Raw genomic sequence first — 17,560 nt, forward strand, 5'->3', positions numbered from 1 at the left:
GCGACTAAGAGTGCGAAGCCGCCCGCCCCCTCCGTCAGCTGCGCTGACACCTCCCCCTGGCGGGGAAGGATTATTGAGAGCCGGGCCTGAAAGCTGCGCCATCGCCCTATCTCCGCATGAATTCAGGCGCGACCAGCATCAGCGCGACGCCTTGTGCCGCGCTTTCCGCCCGCGCGATAGCCTGCTCGGTGGTCGCGCTCAGCGCCCCGGGGAACAGCATTGCCGCCCGCGCGCGCGCATCGATCGTGTCGCGGGTCCGCGCCGCCATCCGCTCCGCCGCCTCGACCCGGCGCATCACCGCGTCCGGCCCGGCCCAGCTCGCCGCGACATCGTCGAAACCCGCTGGCGACCCCGGCCGCCACACCGGCTGGCCCAGCTGGTTCATCAGCCCCAGCACCGCCTCGCCCGGAATCTCGCGCGTGCCAAGCGCGCGCATCGCCGCGACCGACCATTCCCATGGCGTGCGGAACTTGACCGGCTGCGCCACCCACGCCTCGGGCGCCTCGATCAGCACGCGGTACAGCGTCGACAGGTCGCCGCCCGATTTCAGGAACGCCGTCTCCAGCCTGGTCACCAGCGTTTCCGGCGGTGTGTCGCCGGCAAAATGTCGCGCCAGCTTGGTCGCGATATGCCTTGCCGTCGCCGGATGCACGGCCAGGTCGTCCAGCACCGCCGCAGCCTGCCGCTCGCCCTGCTGATCGTAACGCTTGCCCATTATGGTCCGCGCGCCCGGCTCATGGATCCGCTCGGCGAACACGAAGCTTCCGGGCCTGCCTTCCAGCCCGGCAAAGCGCGCCGCCGGCCCGCGCGTCATCCCCGCGACGCTCCACCCGGTCATCGCGCGCGCAAGCTCGGTCACGTCCGCCTGCGTATAGCCGGTGCGCACGCCCAGCGTGTGCAGCTCCAGAATCTCGCGCGCCAGGTTTTCGTTGAGGCCCACCCGTTGCGGCCCGCCACGTCGCGCCGCGATCTGCCCGGCCATGCTCCCCGGTCCGACCGACTGCGCCTGATCGAGGTACAGCAGCATCGCCGGATGCCGCTCGATCGCATGCAGCATGTCGCGGAACCGGCCCAGCACATGCGGCCGGATCGCATCGAACTCGAACGCGCCCGCCAGGCCGATCATCGTCAGCTTGTCCGCCGAAACCGCAAAATGGTTCGACCAGAAATGGACCATCCGTTCGACGAACGGCGTTTCGCTCGCGACCGCCAGCTGCGCGCGCGCACCGGCTGCGGTCATGTAATAGTCGCGCCCCTGCTGGCGACCGAATTGCTGGGCCTCGCGCACAGGATTCGCGCCCGCGGCGTCCATTGCCGGCGCGTCGCCCCTGCCCGCGCGCTGACTGCGCTGCGCCATCCGCACCGTTTCAAGATAATCGGCAATCTGCGCCGCAATCACCGGGGTCGCCGGCAATGCGGCAAGGACGGCCGGTCGGGCATCGAACCGCGCCATCTGGTCGAGCAGCGCTCGGCGTGGCTCGATCGGGGCCGGTTCATCCCCCCGTGCGCCCAATCCGAACCGGTTCATGGCGATGCTGATGGCCGACATGCGTGAAATCCCTGATTGGCTGACTGGCTCTACCGCCGCTTTGTCGCAAAACTGTGCCGCACGCGCGGGTCATCGCAGGACGCGGTCCGCTCACCGCCGATGCACCGCGCGCAATCGCACTTGCAGCCTTCGCGCTTGGCAATGCTGCGTCGCAACATGACAAGGGGCGCAAGAACAAAACATAGTGGATGCCGATCTGGCCCTTCAGTGTTTCAAGGGAGAAAGATCGTGATCAAGACCTTCATCAGCGCCGCCCTGCTTCTCAGCCTCCCGGTCGCCGCCTTCGCGAGCGAGCGCAGCTTCGAGCGTGATGGCGTCACCTATGTCTACACCAGCAAGCGCAGCGGCGACGTCACCGTGCTTGAGGGCAAGGCATTCCCCGGCGGATCGACCTACACCCTGACCGTGCGCGGGACCAAGGTCACCGGCCGCGTCGGTGGTACCCCGGTGTCGTTCCGCATCGCCAAGCCGCTCGCTCCCGCCGTCCAGAGCGCGGCACGCTGAGCCTTCGATCCCTCCCCTGAGCGTGTCTTGGGGGAGGGACGAGCCGTCTAGAACCCGTCCGGCAAGGCGATCGGTCCGACCGCCTCGCGATAGCGCGAGATCGCATAACGGTCGGTCATCCCGGCGATGAAATCGGCGATATGCCGGCTGCGCCACGGCTCCGCGCCGGGCAGCGTCGCGCGCCACGCCTCCGGCATCAGCGCCGGGTCCGCTGCATAGGCGGCGTACAGCCCCGCCACCACGCCATGCGCCATCTCTGCCGCCGCCAGCTGGTGCGGGTGGTGATAGAGGTTGGCGTACATGAAGCGCTTGAGCACCCGCTCCTCCTCGCGCATCGCGTCGGAAAAGCCGCATAATGCCTGCCCGGCTTCGCGCACATCCTGCGCCGTCTCGATCCGCGCCGCGGCAATCCGCCGCCGCGTCTCGTCGAGCAGGTCGTTGACCATCACCCCGATCTGCGCGCGCACCAGCTCGCGCAGCAGCCGCTTTTCCGACGCGTCCGGGAACCGCGCCCGCACCGCATCCCATCCCCGCGCGACCAGCGGCACGTCCAGCAGCTGATCGAGCGTCAGCAATCCCGCGCGCAGCCCGTCATCGATATCGTGATTGTCATAGGCGATGTCGTCGGCAATCGCCGCGACCTGCGCCTCCAGCGAGCTGTGCTGCGAGAGCTCGAGCGGAAACGCCGCATCCGCCGCCGCCAGTGCCCAGCCGGGTGCCGTCACCGGGCCATTATGCTTCGCCAGCCCCTCCAGCGTCTCCCAGCTCAGATTGAGCCCGTCCCACCCCGGATAGGGGCAGTCGATCGTCATCAGCGCGCGCAGCGTGTTGCCATTATGGTCGAACCCGCCCTGCCCGCTCAGCGCCTCTTCCAGCGCGCGCTCCCCGGCATGGCCGAATGGCGGGTGTCCGATGTCGTGCGCCAGGCATAAAGCCTCGGTCAGGTCCTCGTTCAGCCCCAGCGTCCGCGCGACCGTCCGCCCGATCTGCGCCACCTCCAGGCTGTGGGTCAGGCGCACGCGGAAATGGTCGCCATCGGGCGCCATGAACACCTGTGTCTTGTGGCGCAGGCGACGAAAGCTGATCGAATGGACGATGCGGTCGCGGTCGCGCTGGAACGCATCGCGCGGCCCGCGCGCGGTCCCCTGTCCCTCGTCGTGCAACCGCCCCCGGCTGCGCGCCGGATCGCTGGCATAGGGGGCGAGGGTCATCATCGGAAGCATGGTCACTTTCTAAGCCCTTCCCCTTCAGGGAAGGGGTCGGGGTGGGGACTCTCAGTCTCGCCGAGAACGACGGGACCAGAGGACAGGCCCCAGCCCTCGCCTAAACCGAAGGCGCTCGTAAAGTCATTTGACGTCGAGCCTCTCGATCTTCTGTCCGGCTTCGCTGGTCCAGGCAAAGGCCTCGACCCCCTTCTTGCGGATCGCATTGACGAAGTCCTGCGCCGCCGCCGGCGTCTTGAACGGTCCGACCAGCAAGCGGTTGGTGAAGCGCAACGGAGTCGTCCACGCCTGTTTGCCCCGGAACTCGGCCGGCGCCTCGGCTACCGCCGCCTTCCACGCCTTGGGGAATGCCTTGACGTCGGCGCCGCCGGCAACCTGCACCCAGTGGCGCGCAGGTTCGGCCTTGGCCGGATCGACCTTCGGCTTGGGCTTGGGCTCGACCTTGGCCTTGGGGTCGGCCTTGGCCGGTGTGGCGGGCTTGGCCGCCGGCTTCGGCGCCGGCTCGACCTTGGCCGCTGTCACAACCGGTGCAGGCGCTGGCTCGGCTTCCGGCTCGGATTCGGCCGCCCGCCCGGGCAGCGGATCGACCCCCAGTTCGGACGCCGGAATGGTGATGCCCGCCATGATGCGCGCAATCACATTGTCTTCGCCGCCGACCCGCGCACCGCTGCGCGCTGGCGCGGCCGCTGGCGGCGGTGGCAGCGCAGCCGCTGGCGGAGTTGCTGGCGCCGGCGCTGGCGCAGCCGCGACGACCGGCGCCGGAGCCGGCGTAACCGGCGTGGCGGCCACGGCTTCGGCCGCACGGCGCGCCGCTGCTTCGCGCGCGCGCTGTGCCTCCGCTGCCTCCGCCGCGCGCTGCGCCTCCGCCACACGCTGCGCTTCGGCCAGTCGCGCCGCCTCGGTCAGCCGTTGCTGCTCGGCCGCGCGTTCCGCCGCCGCAACCCGCTCGCGCTCCAGTCGCTGCTGCTCGGCCAAGCGCTGCTGTTCGGCCAGCCGCTGCTGCTCCGCCAGCCGTGCCGCTTCCGCACGGCGCTGCGTCTCGCGCTCCTGCGCGGCACGCGCCTCGGCCAGCCGACGTGCCTCGGCGTCCGCTGCGGCCTGACGCGCTGCCGCCTCCTGCGCCCGCCGCTCGCGCGCGCTCGGTCGCCGCTCGGCCCGCGCCGCGGGCGCAGTCACGACTGCAGGGGGTGGTGGCGGCGCCGCGGCCAGCTGCTCGGAGGCGATGCGCGGCAGCGGCGGCGCCAGCTGCGCATCGGCCAGCCGCGCCGGGGTCCGCCGCAACTCGCCGAAATGCACCGCAAATGCCTTGTCGCCCGGACTCAGCGTCGGCAGCCGCCGGAAAAACGGCGCCAGCGCCGTGCCGACGCCGCCCATCATCGTCGCGGCGATCTGGTCCGCCCCCGCCGCGTCGCCATTCATCGCCAGGATGAAGGCGCGCGCGCGCCATGCCCCGCGGTCGCTCCGCCGCAGCAGCGGATCGAGCGCGCGCATCGCCTCATCGGTGCGACCGCTGATCCCCAGCGAATAGGCAAAGCGCCGGATCGTCTCGTCATCGGGGTCGCGCGCCATCGCGATCCGGTGATCGCGCTGCGCATGCGGCTGCGCGCCGATCAGGTCATAGGCCAGCCCGCGGTCCGAGGCATAGGGCTCCATCGCCACCCCTCCGCGTTCGGCGAGCGCGAACAGGCGCAGCGCTTCGCCCGGACGCTCCATCCGCACCATCACCATCGCCTGCCCGGCGGCAACGCGCGGATTGCCGGGCTCGAGCGACTGGGCGCGGGCAAAGAACCCCGCCGCCGCTGCCGGATCGTTGAGCCGCGCGCTCAGCTCCCCCGCTGCCAGCAGCGCCGGCACGTTGCGCGGGTCGGTCGCGAGAATGCGCATCTGCGCCGCCAGCCGGTCGGCATTGGGCGTCGGCGGCGGCGCCACTTCCTGCGGCGCGACTCCGGCCGCTACGGGCAAGGGACCGAACAGCGCAAGCGCGGCGGCAAGGCGCAGGGTGGAACAAGCGGGCTTGGCTATGCGGGTCATGCTGCTGCGCCGACTACATCATCCCACGCGCAAGGCATGTAGTCGCGTCGGCAGACAGCGACCGGGCGCCCTGCCCGTGCGGTCAATCGCGGACGGACCCGCGCGCCGATCGCACGGGCCCGGATCGGGTCACTGATTATTCTGACGGTTCAGGAAGCGCGGGATGTCCAGCGGATCCTTGTCGTCGTCATCGCGCGATGCATTGCGCGCCGCGGCCATGCGCTCGAACAGCGTCCCGCCGCTGCGCGCCTTGGGCGTTTCCGCCGGGGCCGGAGCGGGCGCCGCATCGGCATCGTCGCCACCGGTCAGCCAGCGGCGCCGGATCGTCGGCTCGCGCGGCGTTTCCGCCGGGGCCGGGGCCGGGGCGTCGGGAACGACTGCTTCCGATCCCAGCACCAGCTCGTCCGCCGGCTCGGCCGGAAGCGCGTCGGGCGCTTCGAGCCGCAGCTCATCCTCGTCGGCGAAGGTCGCCGGCGCCGGTGCAGCCGGCTCGGCCACCGGCGCTGCCGGGGCGGTCGGAACCGCAACCGGCTCGGGCTCGGGCGCGGCGGCTGCCGGTGCTTCGGGCGCAGCCGCGCCGGTCATCGGGCGCCGAACGGTCCCGAAGGAAAAGCTGCGCGCCGGTTCCGGCGTTGCGGGTGCGGCCGGCTTGGCCGATGCATCCGCCTCGATCCCGGTCGCGACGACCGACACGCGGATCTTGCCTTCCAGGTCGGGGTTGAACGCCGAACCCCAGATGATGTTGGCGTTGTCGTCGACCAGCTCGCGGATATGGTTCGCGGCTTCGTCGACTTCGAGCAGGCGCATGTCCTCGCCGCCGGTGATCGACACGATGACGCCCTTGGCCCCGTCCAGCGACACGCCGTCGAGCAGCGGGTTGGCGATCGCCTGCTGTGCCGCCTCGATCGCGCGGCTGTCGCCGCTCGCTTCGCCGGTGCCCATCATCGCCTTGCCCATCTCGCTCATCACCGCGCGGACGTCGGCAAAGTCGAGGTTGATCAGGCCCGGCATGACCATCAGGTCGGTGATGCCGCGCACGCCCTGCTGCAGCACCTCGTCCGCCATCTCGAACGCTTCCTTGAACGTCGTGTTGGCGTTGGCGACCAGGAACAGGTTCTGGTTGGGAATGACGATCAGCGTGTCGACATATTTCTGAAGCTCTTCGATGCCCGCCTCGGCCGACATTGCGCGCTTCTTGCCTTCGAACGCGAACGGCTTGGTGACCACGCCGACGGTCAGGATGCCCATGTCGCGCGCTGCCTTGGCGATCACCGGGGCTGCACCGGTGCCGGTGCCGCCGCCCATGCCGGCCGCGATGAAGCACATGTGGGCGCCGGTCAGCGCTTCCTGCACCTGCTCGATCGTCTCTTCGGCGGCGGCGCGACCGATCTCCGGACGGCTGCCCGCGCCCAGCCCCTGCGTGATCTTCGCGCCCAGCTGGATACGCTGCCCGGCGCTCGACTGCTTCAGCGCCTGCGCGTCGGTGTTGGCGACCAGGAACTCGACCCCCTGCACTTCGGCACGGATCATGTTCGCGATCGCGTTGCCACCCGCGCCACCGACGCCGATCACCGTGATGCGCGGCGTCAGTTCATCCAGCTCGGGCGGAAGGAAATCGATGCTCATTGTCGTTCAGTCTCCTCGGGCGGCGCGCCCCGGTGCGCGGACCCCGTCTAACCCTTGTTTCTGCACCATGCGGCGGTAGCGTTCCAGCGTTATCCGTCGCGCATGACACGAAATGTCAATAATTGGCCCGAAACGCGGCCATCATCCGCTGCAGCATCGCCTTCGGATTGCTCCGGATCACCAATTGCCCGCGCGACGGCTCCAGCGTGCGCAGGTCGACCGGATCGGCCGCCGCGAACGTCGCCAGCCCCGCCAGCGTCGCGAATGCCGGTCCCGCATGCGCCTCGGGCAGTGCCGACAGGCCGCGCGGACGCCCGACGCGGACCGACCGGCCCAGCGCCTGCTGCGCATAATCCGCCACGCCCTTCAGCTCCGCGCCACCGCCGGTCAGCACGATCTGCCGCCCGACCGGGTCCTCGAAATTGAGGCGCGTCAGCTCCTTGCTGATTTCCGCCATCAGCCGGTCGAGCCGCAGGCGGATCACCGCGATCAGCTGGGCCCGCGTGATCCGCGCGCCCTCGCCCTCTTCCTCCAGGCTCGCCGGCGCGATGTCGATCATGTCGTGATTGTCGCGCGGCGTCATGTTGGCGCTGCCATAGAAGCACTTCATCCGCTCGGCCTGCCCGCGCCGCGTCCCGAACGCGCTGGCAATGTCGTCGGTGATGTCCGCCGACCCCTGCTGGATCGACGACAGGCCGGTCAGCACGCCATCCTTGTACACCGACACATTGGTCACGCCCGCGCCGATCTCGACCAGAGCCACGCCCAGCTCGCGCTCTTCCTCGGACAGGCAGGCCAGCCCCGTCGCGACCGGCGCGGCGATGATCGACCGCACCTCCAGATGCGCCGATCGCACGCACAGGTCGAGGTTGCGCACCGGCGCACCCTCGGTCGACACGACATGGATGTCGACGCCCAGCCGCTCGGCATGCAGTCCGCGCGGCTGCTTGACCCCCGCGAGGCCGTCGAGCGTATAGCGCGTCGGCTGCGCATGCAGCACCATCCGCCCGCCCGGGTTGATCGCCTCGCGCCCCGCGCGCAGCAGATCGTCGATGTCCGACTGCTCGACGCGATGCCCGCCCAGATCGACCTCGAGCCGCAGGATGTTCGAATCCAGCCCACCGGCCGAGAAGCTGACCCAGACATCCTCGATATTGGTGCCGGCGATCCGCTCGGCCTGCTCGACCGCCTCGCGCACCGCCACTTCGGTCGCGGCCATGTCGGCGATATAGCCGCGCTGCACGCCCCGGCTCTCGCGCTGGCCGGTGCCGAGCACGACCAGTTCGCCGCCATCGCCCTTCTGCGCGATCAGCGCCGACACCTTCGACGATCCGATGTCGAGTGCGGTAATTAGTCCTTCGGGCGCGGTCTTGGCCATGTCTTAGTCCCCCTGCACATTCACACTGGCAGTTTCTGCCGCCGATTCAATCTCTTTGCGGACCACCTGCCCGGGCATCCGCACCACCAGCCGCGTCGGATCGCGCAGGTCGAAGCGCAGGTAACCGCGCCCCAGCAACCGGTCCGCCCCGTCCAGCTCGGCAAACTTGACCAGTGCCTTGGCCGCCGCCTCCTCGCCCTCGGGCAGCGCCAGCCGCTCGCCGGTGTTGAAGGACAGGTCCCAGCGGCGATTGCCGATCCACGTCGCCGCCTTGACCAGCGGGCGCAGCGCGGGCGCCGCCGCCAGCAGGCGCTGATAGGCCGGCTGCTGCGCATAGGCACCATCGCCGATCACCAGCGGCAGGTCCGGCATCGCGTCCGCCGATACCGGCTCCAGCAGCACGCCCTCGGCATCGATCAGCATCAGCTGCCCCTGATGCTGCCACACCGCCGCCGCCTTGCGCTCGACGATATCGACCACCAGCGTATCGGGCAGGCGGCGCGACACGCGCGCATCGGCGACCCAGCCAATCGTCATCAACCGCGCGCGGACCGCGTCCAGGTCGACCAGCGGCATCGCGCGGCTCTTCTCGTCCAGCGCGTAGTTGTACACCGTCATCTTGTCGGCGCGCTTGATCCCGGTCACCTCGATCTGCTGCACGCGAAAGCCGGCTTGCCCAACGCCTTCGGCCAGTGCCGTGCCGATCGCGCCCGGCACGCCGAACAGCGTCGCCACGCCGATTGTCGACGCGACCGCGATGCCGGTAATGCTCCACGCGATGATCCGGTGCAGCGTCGCCTCGCTCACCGGCATCGCCGCGACCATCCGGTCGAGCAGATGCGGTTGCTTGCGCTTCGGTTGCGCGCGGCGCTTGGGCTTGACCGTGGGGCGCTTGGGCGTCGGCTTGCGGCTCATCCCGCACCGTCCTTCATCGCCTCATCGACGATTGCCTGCACCAGCTGCGGATAGCTCATGCCCAGCGCCTTGGCCTGTTCCGGCACCAGGCTCAGCGGCGTCATCCCCGGCTGGGTATTGACCTCCAGCAGAAACAGCCCGTCCAGCCCCTTCTCGTCATCCCAGCGGAAATCCGACCGCGACGCACCCTTGCACCCTAACAGTCGATGCGCGTCGAGCGCGATACGCTTGCACGCCTCGGCGATCTCGTCGGGGATCTCCGCCGGACAGATATGGTCGGTCATGCCGTCGGTATATTTGGCGTCGAAGTCGTAAAAGCCGCTCTTGGGCTTCAGCTCCGTCACCAGCAACGCCGTGTCGCCCAGCACCGCCGTCGTCAGCTCGCGCCCGCGAATGAACGGCTCGGCGAGCAGTTCGTCGAACTCCTGCCACGGCCCCTTGGCTTGCGCCGAGATCGGGTTGCCGTAATTGCCCTCGGCGGTGACGATCGCCACGCCGACCGACGACCCCTCATTGACGGGCTTCAGCACATAGGGGCGCGGCATCGGATCGGCTTCGTAGAGCGACGCGGTCGACACGATCTGCCCGCCCGGCATCGGAATGCCATGCGGGACCAAAGCCTGCTTGGTCAGCACCTTGTCGATCGCGATCACCGACGTGACCATGCCGCTATGCGTATAGCGCAGCCCCATCAGGTCGAGCATCCCCTGCACCGTCCCGTCCTCGCCCGGCGTCCCGTGCAGCGCGTTGAACACGACATCGGGCTTCGCCGCCGCGAGCTTCGCGGCAACATCGCGATCCATGTCGATCCGCGTGACTTTATGGCCGAGCGACTCCAGCGCCTCGGCAATCCCCGCGCCCGACATCAGCGACACCGGCCGTTCGGCCGACCAGCCGCCCATCAGGACTGCGACATGGAGGGGGTTCACATCGTCGTTCACTTCACCACTCCGACACGGTCCCGGTTGGCGTTATCGGCGACCACGCCGACACGCTGAATTTCCCACTCAAGCTCAACCCCGCTCGCCGCCTTGACCCGCGCGCGCACCTCGTCGCCCAGCCCTTCGATATCCGCGCTGGTCGCGTCGCCGGTGTTGATCAGGAAGTTGGTATGCTTCTCGCTCACCTGCGCCCCACCGCGCATGAGGCCGCGACAGCCCGCCGCATCGACCAACGCCCAAGCCTTCTCACCCTCGGGGTTCTTGAAGGTCGATCCACCGGTCTTGCTCCGCAACGGCTGCGACGCCTCACGCGCGGCGGCGATGCGGTCCATCTCGGCCTGGATCGCGCTAGGCTCGCCCGGCTCGCCGCGAAAGGTCGCGCTCACCACGATCGCACCCTCGGGCAATTCGGAGTGGCGATAGGTATAGCCGAGCGCCGCAACAGGCAGCGTCACCCGCTCGCCCGACCGCAGCACCACGTCGCACTCCACCAATATGTCCTTGGTCTCGCGCCCATAAGCGCCGCCATTCATCCGCACGAATCCGCCCACGGTACCGGGGATCGACCGCAGAAATTCCACGCCAGCAATCCCAGCGTCACGCGCAGTGGACGACACGAGAATCCCGCTCGCCCCGCCGCCACAGGTCAGCGTCTGCCCCTCGGCCTGAACCTTCGCAAACGCCTTGCCCAGCCGCACCACCACGCCCGGCACCCCGCCGTCGCGCACGATCAGGTTCGACCCCAGCCCCAGCGCCATGACCGGCACCGCCGGATCGAGATCGCGCAGAAACTCCGCCAGATCCTCGACATCCGCCGGCTCGAACAACCACTCCGCCGTCCCGCCGCTCTTGAACCAGACCAGCGGCGCCAGCGGCGCGTCGGGGGTCAGCTTCCCCCGCACCTTGGGGAGAAGCGTTGCGTTCACTTCACCCCCCACAGCTTCGCCCATTGCTTCCAATAGGACAGGTTCGCCTCGGCGGCCTTCACCCCCGCCTCCTGCAGCTTCGCGACATCCTTGCCCGCGTCGAGCATCGTCTGCGCCGCGTCCATCTGCGCCTTCTGCGCGCGCAGGATTTCGCGCTGCATATCGGTGGCGAGGGTAAACCAGTCGCTCACGCCGCCACGCTCCGCTTGGCATCGACTGCTGCGGCCAGACCAGCGGCCCACTTCGTGATGTCGCCCGCGCCCAGGCACACGATCAGATCGCCCGGCAGCGCCACTTCGGCGATGCGCGCCGCCAGCGCATCGGCGTCAGCGACGCTCTCCGCCAGCCGGTGCCCGCGCGCCAGCGTCCGTTCGACCAGCGCCGCGCCGCTCACGCCGTCGACCGGCGCTTCGCCCGCGGCATAGACCGGCGTCACCAGCACCATGTCGGCGTCGTTGAACGCCTGCGCAAAATCATCCATCAGATTGCCGAGCCGCGAGTAACGATGCGGTTGCACCACCGCGATCACTCGCCCCTGCGCACTCTCCCGCGCCGCCGACAGCACCGCGCGGATCTCGACCGGATGGTGGCCATAATCGTCGATCACGATCGCCGGCGGCTGCCCCTCGAACGCAATCTCACCGACCTTGGTAAAGCGCCGCTTGACCCCGCCGAACTTGGCAAAGCCGTTCTGGATCGTCGCGTCATCGATGCCCATTTCCAGCGCCACGCCGATCGCCGCCAGCGCGTTCTGGACATTGTGCCGCCCGGGCATCGGCAGGTCGATCCCCTCGATCGACCGCGTCGTGCCGTCGCGATGGCGAATGATCGCCTCGAACCGGTTGCCGCCCGGATAGGGCTGAACATTCACCCCGCGCACATCCGCCGACGCCGCAAAGCCATAGGTCACGATCCGGCGATCCCGCACCCGCGGGATGATCGCCTGCACCTCGGGATGGTCGAGGCACAGCAGCGCCGCGCCATAGAAGGGCACATTCTCGACAAACTCGACATAGGCGTCCTTGGCCCGCTCGAAGCTGCCATAGTGATCGAGATGCTCGGGATCGATATTGGTCACCACCGCGATCGTGCCGTCGAGCCGCAGGAAGCTGCCGTCGCTCTCATCGGCCTCGACCACCATCCACTCGCTGTCGCCCAGCCGCGCGTTGGAGCCATATTGGTTGATGATGCCGCCATTGATCACGGTCGGGTCGATCCCACCCGCATCCAGCAGCGCCGCGATCATGCTCGTCGTCGTGGTCTTGCCATGCGTCCCCGCCACCGCGACGGTGGACTTGAGGCGCATCAGTTCCGCCAGCATCTCCGCGCGCCGCACGACGGGCACGCGCGCGGCATAGGCGGCCTGCACCTCCGGATTGTCGCGCTTGATCGCGGTCGAGGTGACGACCACCGCCGCATCGCCCAGATTGTCCGCGCTCTGCCCGATCGTGATATGGATGCCGCGCTTGCGCAGGCCCTCGACGACATAGCCCTCGGCACTGTCGCTGCCCTGCACCTTGTAGCCCAGATTGTGCATCACCTCGGCAATGCCCGACATGCCGATCCCGCCGATGCCGACGAAATGGATCGTGCCGATATCCTTGGCGACACCCTTCACGCAAACGCCTCCCCGCCGCGCGCGATCTTCACCGGCTCGGCATGTCCCATTCCTGCCGACGCCCAGTCGGCGTCGATCGATTCCACCAGATCGGCAAGGTCGCGCACCGCGTCGGGCCGCCCCACGCTGCGCGCGCACGCGGCGGCATGCGCCAGCCCCTCGGGGTCCAGCCCCAGTTTCTGGATCTGCTTGGCCAGTTCCTGCGCCGTGAACGCGCGCTGCGGGATCGTCCGCGCCCCGCCCGCCGCGCTGATCTCGCGCGCATTCGCCGTCTGGTGATCGTCGGTCGCACTAGGCAGCGGCACCAGGATCGCCGGCCGCCCGGCCGCCGTCAGCTCGGCGATCGTCGACGCGCCCGCGCGCGCAATCACGATATGCGCCCATGCGAGCCGCTCGGGCAGGTCGGGCAGGTACGTCGCGATCTCCGCCGGAATGCCATGCTCGGCATATTTGCGGCGCACCTCGTCGATATCCTCGACCCGCGCCTGATGCGTCACCTGCATCCGCCGGCGGAAATGCACGGGCAGCAGCGCAAGGCCATCGGGCACCACCTGGCTCAGCACCGACGCGCCCTGGCTCCCGCCGGTCACCAGCACGCGGAAAATGCCGTCTTCCTCCAGCGGCGGATAGGGGCGCAGCCGCAGCTCCAGCACCGCCTCGCGCACCGGATTGCCGGTCAGATGGGTCTTGCTGGCATAGGCCGGCTTCAACCGCGCCACTTCGGCATAGCTGGTGGCGATGGCGTCGACCTTGCCCGCGACCAGCCGGTTGACCCGGCCCAGCACCGCATTCTGCTCATGGATCACCGTCGGCACCTTGCTCGCAAAGGCTGCCGACAGCGCGGGCATCGACGCATAGCCACCGAACGCCACCACCGCCGCCGGGCGGAACTGGCGATACAGCTTGCGTGCCTGCGCCCGCCCCTTGGCCATGGTGTTCAGCGCCTTGAGCCAGCCGATCGGCCCGCCCGAAAAGCGCGATGCCGGAACGACATGCGTCTCGATCCCGTCGAACAGGTCGGGGAAGCGCACCCCGCGCTCGTCTGAAATCAGCGCGACGCTGTGCCCGCGCCGCATCAACTCGGCCGCCAGCGCGGCTGCCGGTACCATATGCCCGCCGGTACCCCCGGCGGCGAGGACGTAATGCCGTCCCGAAGTCATGCGTTCTTCCCTCGAACCGTATAGCTTGAACGCTTCAGATACGGGTTCCGCCGCGTGAAAGCGAGCAGCAGTCCCATCCCGATCGACAAAGCCACCATCGACGATCCGCCATAGGAAATGAACGGCAGCGTCATGCCCTTGGAGGGGGCAAGGCCGGTATTGACTGCCATGTTGATCACCGACTGAATCCCGAATTGGGCCGCCAGCCCGGCTGCGGCGAGCAGGCGGAACGCATCGTCCTCATCCAGCAGCTTGATCAGCACGCGCACCACCATCGCCAGATAGATCAGCACGATGGCGATGCACGCGATCAGCCCGAACTCCTCGCCGACCACCGAAAAGATATAATCGGTATGCGCCTCGGGCAGCTTGAACTTGACCGTCCCCCCGCCGGGGCCAGTGCCGGTCACCCCGCCGCCGGTCAGCACCGCGTGCGCCATGTCGGTCTGATAATGTTCCGCCGCCGCCTTTTCGGGATCGGGGAACAGGAAGCTGTCGATGCGCGTCCGCGCGGTGTCATAGAACAGATAGGCCGCGACCACCCCCGCCACGCCGGCTCCGCCCAGCACGCCGATCGCGCGGGTCGAAATCCCGGCGAGCATCAGCAGCACCACCCATACCGCGCCGAACACCAATGTCTGGCCGAAATCGGGCTGCTTCATCAGCAGCACGGCGATGACAAAGGTCAGCACCCCGGTGACCGGGATCACCGGCAGGTCGGGATCGCGCGCGCGCAGCGACAACAGCCAGGCGGTGGTGACGATGTACAGCGGCTTGAGGAACTCCGATGGCTGGAACGACGCGATGCCGAACCCGATCCAGCGCCGCGCGCCATTCACCTCGGTCCCGAAAAAGGCGGCAATGCCGACCAGCAGGACGCAGATGCCCGTCCCCAGGATCGCCGCGCGCCGCGCAAATCCGACCGGCAGCATCGATACCGCCAGCAGCACCGGCACCGACAGGCCGATCCACACCGCCTGGCGCCAGAAATAATGCATCGGCGCAAATTGCTTGGCGGCGTCGGAATAGCGCTCCGCCGATGCCGGCGACGCCGCCGCCACCGCGACCAGCCCGATCCCGATCAGCAACAATGCCAGTAGCAGCAGGATCCGGTCGATTTCCCAGAACCACAGGCCCAGCGGCGTCTTGCTGCCACGGCTCAGCTGATCCTCGAACCGCTCGCGCAACGGCTTGCGCTTGGTCGTCGCGCGGATCACGTCGCTCATGCCAAAGCCTCCACCGCCGCGCGGAACTGGTCGCCGCGATCCTCATAGTCGCGGAACTGGTCGAACGACGCGCATGCCGGCGACAACAGCACCACCTCGCCCGCCACCGCGTTCGCCGCGGCCGCGCGCACCGCCTCGGCAAGCGTGCCGGAGCGTTCGACCGGCATGTCGTGCTTCAGGATATCCGCGAACATCTCGGTGGCTTCGCCGATGGTATAGGCGCGGACAATATGGGGGAAACCCGGGCGGCACGCATCGAGATCGGCGGTCTTGGCCTTGCCGCCCGCAATCCAGTGAATGCGCGGATAGGCGGCCAGCGCCGGCGCCACCGATTCCGCATTGGTCGCCTTGCTGTCATTGACGAACAGCACGCCGTTCTTGGTCGCCACCCGCTCCATCCGGTGCGGAAGCCCCGGAAAGCTCTCCAGCCCGCGGTCGATGCGCGCCTGATCCACCCCCAGCGCCGCGCACGCGGCGATGGCGGCGAGCGCATTCTGCGCATTATGCGGCCCCTGCAGCGCCGGCCAGCGCGACTGGTCCATGCAGCCGCCCGGCGCGATCCGGGTCACGTCCTCGGCGCGCCCGGACCGCGCGAGCCGCTTCGCCACGCCCTGCGACGCTTCGTCGGCGATCCCGATGATCGCGGCATGCCCATTGGACTGCATGTCGAACAACCGGGCCTTCGACGCCGCATAGGCATCGAACCCGTCATAGCGGTCGAGATGATCCGGCGTGATGTTGAGTAGCACCGCGACCTCGCAATCGAGGCTCTGGGTCAGGTCGATCTGATAGCTCGACAGCTCCAGCACATAGACGCCCCCCTCCGGCAACGGCTCCTGCCCGAGTATGGGAAGCCCGATATTCCCGCCCAACCGCGCCGGAATGCCCGCAGTCTCCAGGATATGATGGATCAGCGCGGTCGTGGTCGACTTGCCATTGGTCCCGGTAATCCCGACCACCTTGTGCGCCGGAAGTTCGCCCCGCGCCTGCGCGAACAGCTCGATATCGCCGATAACCGGCACGCCCGCGTCGCGCGTCTTGGCGGCGATCGGATGGGTGTTGAGCGGAACGCCGGGCGAGACCACGACCCCGGCAAACCCGCTGAGGTCGATCTCCAGCGGGTCGACCAACGAAATAGCCCTCTCCCCTTCAGGGGAGAGGGTTGGGAGAGGGGCCTGTCCACCCAGTGCATCGCCCGTGGCAGAGTCCCCCTCTCCCCGACCCTCTCCCCGCAAGCGGAGAGAGGGAGAAAAGGCATTCCGCGCCTCGGCCTTCGAATCCCAAGCCGTCACTTGCGCCCCGGCGGCCACCAGCGCGCGCACGGTCGCCGCCCCCGACCGCGCCAGCCCGAGTACCGCAAAGCGTTTCCCGCGCCAGGCGCGCGAAACGATCACCGCAGTTTCAGCGTCGCCAGCCCCGCCAGCGCAAGGACGAAGGCGATGATCCAGAAGCGGATCACGACCGTCGGCTCGCTCCAGCCAAGCTGTTCGAAATGATGGTGGATCGGCGCCATGCGGAACACGCGGCGGCCCGTCCGCTTGTACCAGAACACCTGGATGATGACGCTCAGCGCCTCGACCACGAACAGCCCGCCGATGATGCCCAGCACCAGCTCGTGATGCGTCGCCACGGCAATCGCGCCGAGTGCGCCGCCCAGCGCCAGGCTGCCGGTATCGCCCATGAACACCGCGGCCGGCGGCGCATTGAACCACAGGAACGCCAGCCCCGCCCCGATGATCGCGCCGCAGAAGATGGCAAGATCGCCTGCGCCGGCCACGTGCGGAATGCCCAGATAGGTCGCGAACACCTTGTTCCCGACCAGATAGGCGATCAGCAGGAACGCGCTGCTCGCGATGATCACCGGCATCGTCGCCAGCCCGTCGAGCCCGTCGGTCAGGTTGACCGCATTGCCGAACGCGACGATCGTGAACGCGGCAAAGACGATGTAGAAATAGCCAAGGTCGACGCTGAACTGGCTGAAGAACGGCACGTACAGCACCGTTCCGTTCTGCTGCGTGATGATCCACGCCGCCACGCCGGCAATCGCGAACTCGCCCAGCAGCCGCACCCGGCCCGAAACGCCCGCAGTGCTCGCCTTGCGCACCTTGTCATAGTCGTCGAGGAACCCGATCATCGCAAAGCCCAGCGTCACGAAGACACAGGCCCAGATGTACGGATTGCTGAGGTCCATCCACAGCAGCACCGCCAGCGACAGGCTGGTCAGGATCATGAGGCCACCCATCGTCGGCGTGCCGCGCTTGGCCAGGTGGCTCTGCGGTCCGTCGGTGCGGATCGGCTGCCCCTTGCCCTGGCGGACGCGCAGCCAGCCGATGAAGCGCGGCCCGATGATCAGGCCGATCAGCAGCGCGGTCGCGACCGCCGCTCCGGTGCGGAACGACAGGTAACGGAACAGGTTGAGAATGCCCGGAAAGCCCAGCCATTCGGCGATCTCGTAGAACATTC

At 68.6% G+C, this 17,560-nt stretch carries 15 protein-coding genes; 1 reads left to right on the top strand and 14 read right to left on the bottom strand.

Annotated elements, in window-relative coordinates; genetic code table 11:
• Window positions 1-106: 106 nt before the first annotated feature.
• On the bottom strand, window positions 107-1,549 hold the full coding sequence (locus J2Y54_RS04770; protein WP_310037377.1) for a DUF1800 domain-containing protein: 1,443 nt from the start codon (window positions 1,547-1,549) through the stop codon (window positions 107-109).
• 228 nt (window positions 1,550-1,777) lie between these two features.
• Between J2Y54_RS04770 and J2Y54_RS04775 the strand changes: the two genes are divergently transcribed.
• A complete protein-coding gene (locus J2Y54_RS04775) occupies window positions 1,778-2,053 on the top strand; it encodes a hypothetical protein (protein ID WP_310037378.1) in 276 nt (91 codons plus the stop codon).
• Between the two features lie 47 nt (window positions 2,054-2,100).
• On the opposite strand, the gene J2Y54_RS04780 is transcribed toward J2Y54_RS04775, so the two are convergent.
• From J2Y54_RS04780 to mraY, 13 genes are all read right to left on the bottom strand, one after another.
• On the bottom strand, window positions 2,101-3,267 hold the full coding sequence (locus tag J2Y54_RS04780; protein WP_310038464.1) for a deoxyguanosinetriphosphate triphosphohydrolase: 1,167 nt from the start codon (window positions 3,265-3,267) through the stop codon (window positions 2,101-2,103).
• A gap of 132 nt (window positions 3,268-3,399) precedes the next feature.
• Complete coding sequence (locus J2Y54_RS04785; RefSeq protein WP_310037379.1) at window positions 3,400-5,307, bottom strand: SPOR domain-containing protein; 1,908 nt, start codon at window positions 5,305-5,307, stop codon at window positions 3,400-3,402.
• A 129-nt stretch (window positions 5,308-5,436) separates the two neighbouring features.
• Entirely contained in the window at window positions 5,437-6,933 is a 1,497-nt protein-coding gene (ftsZ, locus tag J2Y54_RS04790; protein WP_310037381.1) for a cell division protein FtsZ, read from the bottom strand.
• A 115-nt stretch (window positions 6,934-7,048) separates the two neighbouring features.
• Window positions 7,049-8,311 (bottom strand): cell division protein FtsA, encoded by a 1,263-nt coding sequence (ftsA, locus tag J2Y54_RS04795; protein ID WP_310037382.1) that lies wholly within the window; start codon window positions 8,309-8,311, stop codon window positions 7,049-7,051.
• A 3-nt stretch (window positions 8,312-8,314) separates the two neighbouring features.
• The gene (locus J2Y54_RS04800; protein ID WP_310037384.1) at window positions 8,315-9,226 is read right to left on the bottom strand and encodes a cell division protein FtsQ/DivIB; all 912 of its coding nucleotides are present in this window, start codon (window positions 9,224-9,226) and stop codon (window positions 8,315-8,317) included.
• The gene (locus J2Y54_RS04805; protein ID WP_310037386.1) at window positions 9,223-10,167 is read right to left on the bottom strand and encodes a D-alanine--D-alanine ligase; all 945 of its coding nucleotides are present in this window, start codon (window positions 10,165-10,167) and stop codon (window positions 9,223-9,225) included. Before J2Y54_RS04805 ends, J2Y54_RS04800 begins: the two co-directional genes overlap by 4 nt.
• On the bottom strand, window positions 10,164-11,093 hold the full coding sequence (gene murB / locus J2Y54_RS04810; RefSeq protein WP_405052875.1) for a UDP-N-acetylmuramate dehydrogenase: 930 nt from the start codon (window positions 11,091-11,093) through the stop codon (window positions 10,164-10,166). Before murB ends, J2Y54_RS04805 begins: the two co-directional genes overlap by 4 nt.
• On the bottom strand, window positions 11,090-11,284 hold the full coding sequence (locus tag J2Y54_RS04815; RefSeq protein ID WP_310037390.1) for a hypothetical protein: 195 nt from the start codon (window positions 11,282-11,284) through the stop codon (window positions 11,090-11,092). Before J2Y54_RS04815 ends, murB begins: the two co-directional genes overlap by 4 nt.
• Entirely contained in the window at window positions 11,281-12,711 is a 1,431-nt protein-coding gene (gene murC / locus J2Y54_RS04820) for a UDP-N-acetylmuramate--L-alanine ligase (protein ID WP_310037391.1), read from the bottom strand. Before murC ends, J2Y54_RS04815 begins: the two co-directional genes overlap by 4 nt.
• The gene (murG, locus tag J2Y54_RS04825) at window positions 12,708-13,871 is read right to left on the bottom strand and encodes an undecaprenyldiphospho-muramoylpentapeptide beta-N-acetylglucosaminyltransferase (RefSeq protein ID WP_310037393.1); all 1,164 of its coding nucleotides are present in this window, start codon (window positions 13,869-13,871) and stop codon (window positions 12,708-12,710) included. The genes murC and murG overlap by 4 nt, the downstream gene beginning before the upstream one ends.
• Window positions 13,868-15,097, bottom strand: a complete 1,230-nt coding sequence (locus J2Y54_RS04830; RefSeq protein WP_310037394.1) for an FtsW/RodA/SpoVE family cell cycle protein — start codon at window positions 15,095-15,097, stop codon at window positions 13,868-13,870. Before J2Y54_RS04830 ends, murG begins: the two co-directional genes overlap by 4 nt.
• Window positions 15,094-16,491, bottom strand: coding sequence for a UDP-N-acetylmuramoyl-L-alanine--D-glutamate ligase (gene murD, locus J2Y54_RS04835; protein ID WP_310037395.1), 1,398 nt, complete (start codon window positions 16,489-16,491; stop codon window positions 15,094-15,096). The genes J2Y54_RS04830 and murD overlap by 4 nt, the downstream gene beginning before the upstream one ends.
• The gene (mraY, locus tag J2Y54_RS04840; RefSeq protein ID WP_310037396.1) at window positions 16,488-17,558 is read right to left on the bottom strand and encodes a phospho-N-acetylmuramoyl-pentapeptide-transferase; all 1,071 of its coding nucleotides are present in this window, start codon (window positions 17,556-17,558) and stop codon (window positions 16,488-16,490) included. Before mraY ends, murD begins: the two co-directional genes overlap by 4 nt.
• Between the last annotated feature and the right edge of the window lie 2 nt (window positions 17,559-17,560).

It is taken from the genome of Sphingomonas sp. BE123 (genome assembly GCF_031456015.1).
Taxonomy (GTDB): Bacteria; Pseudomonadota; Alphaproteobacteria; order Sphingomonadales; family Sphingomonadaceae; genus Sphingomonas.

What these genes read in the sequence shown, in the direction of transcription:
- ftsA (WP_310037382.1), bottom strand. Translation starts at nt 8,311, where the DNA reads ATGGCCAAGACCGCGCCCGAAGGACTAATTACCGCACTCGACATCGGA.
- ftsZ (WP_310037381.1), bottom strand. Translation starts at nt 6,933, where the DNA reads ATGAGCATCGATTTCCTTCCGCCCGAGCTGGATGAACTGACGCCGCGC.
- J2Y54_RS04785 (WP_310037379.1), bottom strand. Translation starts at nt 5,307, where the DNA reads ATGACCCGCATAGCCAAGCCCGCTTGTTCCACCCTGCGCCTTGCCGCC.
- J2Y54_RS04770 (WP_310037377.1), bottom strand. Translation starts at nt 1,549, where the DNA reads ATGTCGGCCATCAGCATCGCCATGAACCGGTTCGGATTGGGCGCACGG.
- J2Y54_RS04800 (WP_310037384.1), bottom strand. Translation starts at nt 9,226, where the DNA reads ATGAGCCGCAAGCCGACGCCCAAGCGCCCCACGGTCAAGCCCAAGCGC.
- J2Y54_RS04830 (WP_310037394.1), bottom strand. Translation starts at nt 15,097, where the DNA reads ATGAGCGACGTGATCCGCGCGACGACCAAGCGCAAGCCGTTGCGCGAG.
- mraY (WP_310037396.1), bottom strand. Translation starts at nt 17,558, where the DNA reads ATGTTCTACGAGATCGCCGAATGGCTGGGCTTTCCGGGCATTCTCAAC.
- murG (WP_310037393.1), bottom strand. Translation starts at nt 13,871, where the DNA reads ATGACTTCGGGACGGCATTACGTCCTCGCCGCCGGGGGTACCGGCGGG.
- J2Y54_RS04780 (WP_310038464.1), bottom strand. Translation starts at nt 3,267, where the DNA reads ATGATGACCCTCGCCCCCTATGCCAGCGATCCGGCGCGCAGCCGGGGG.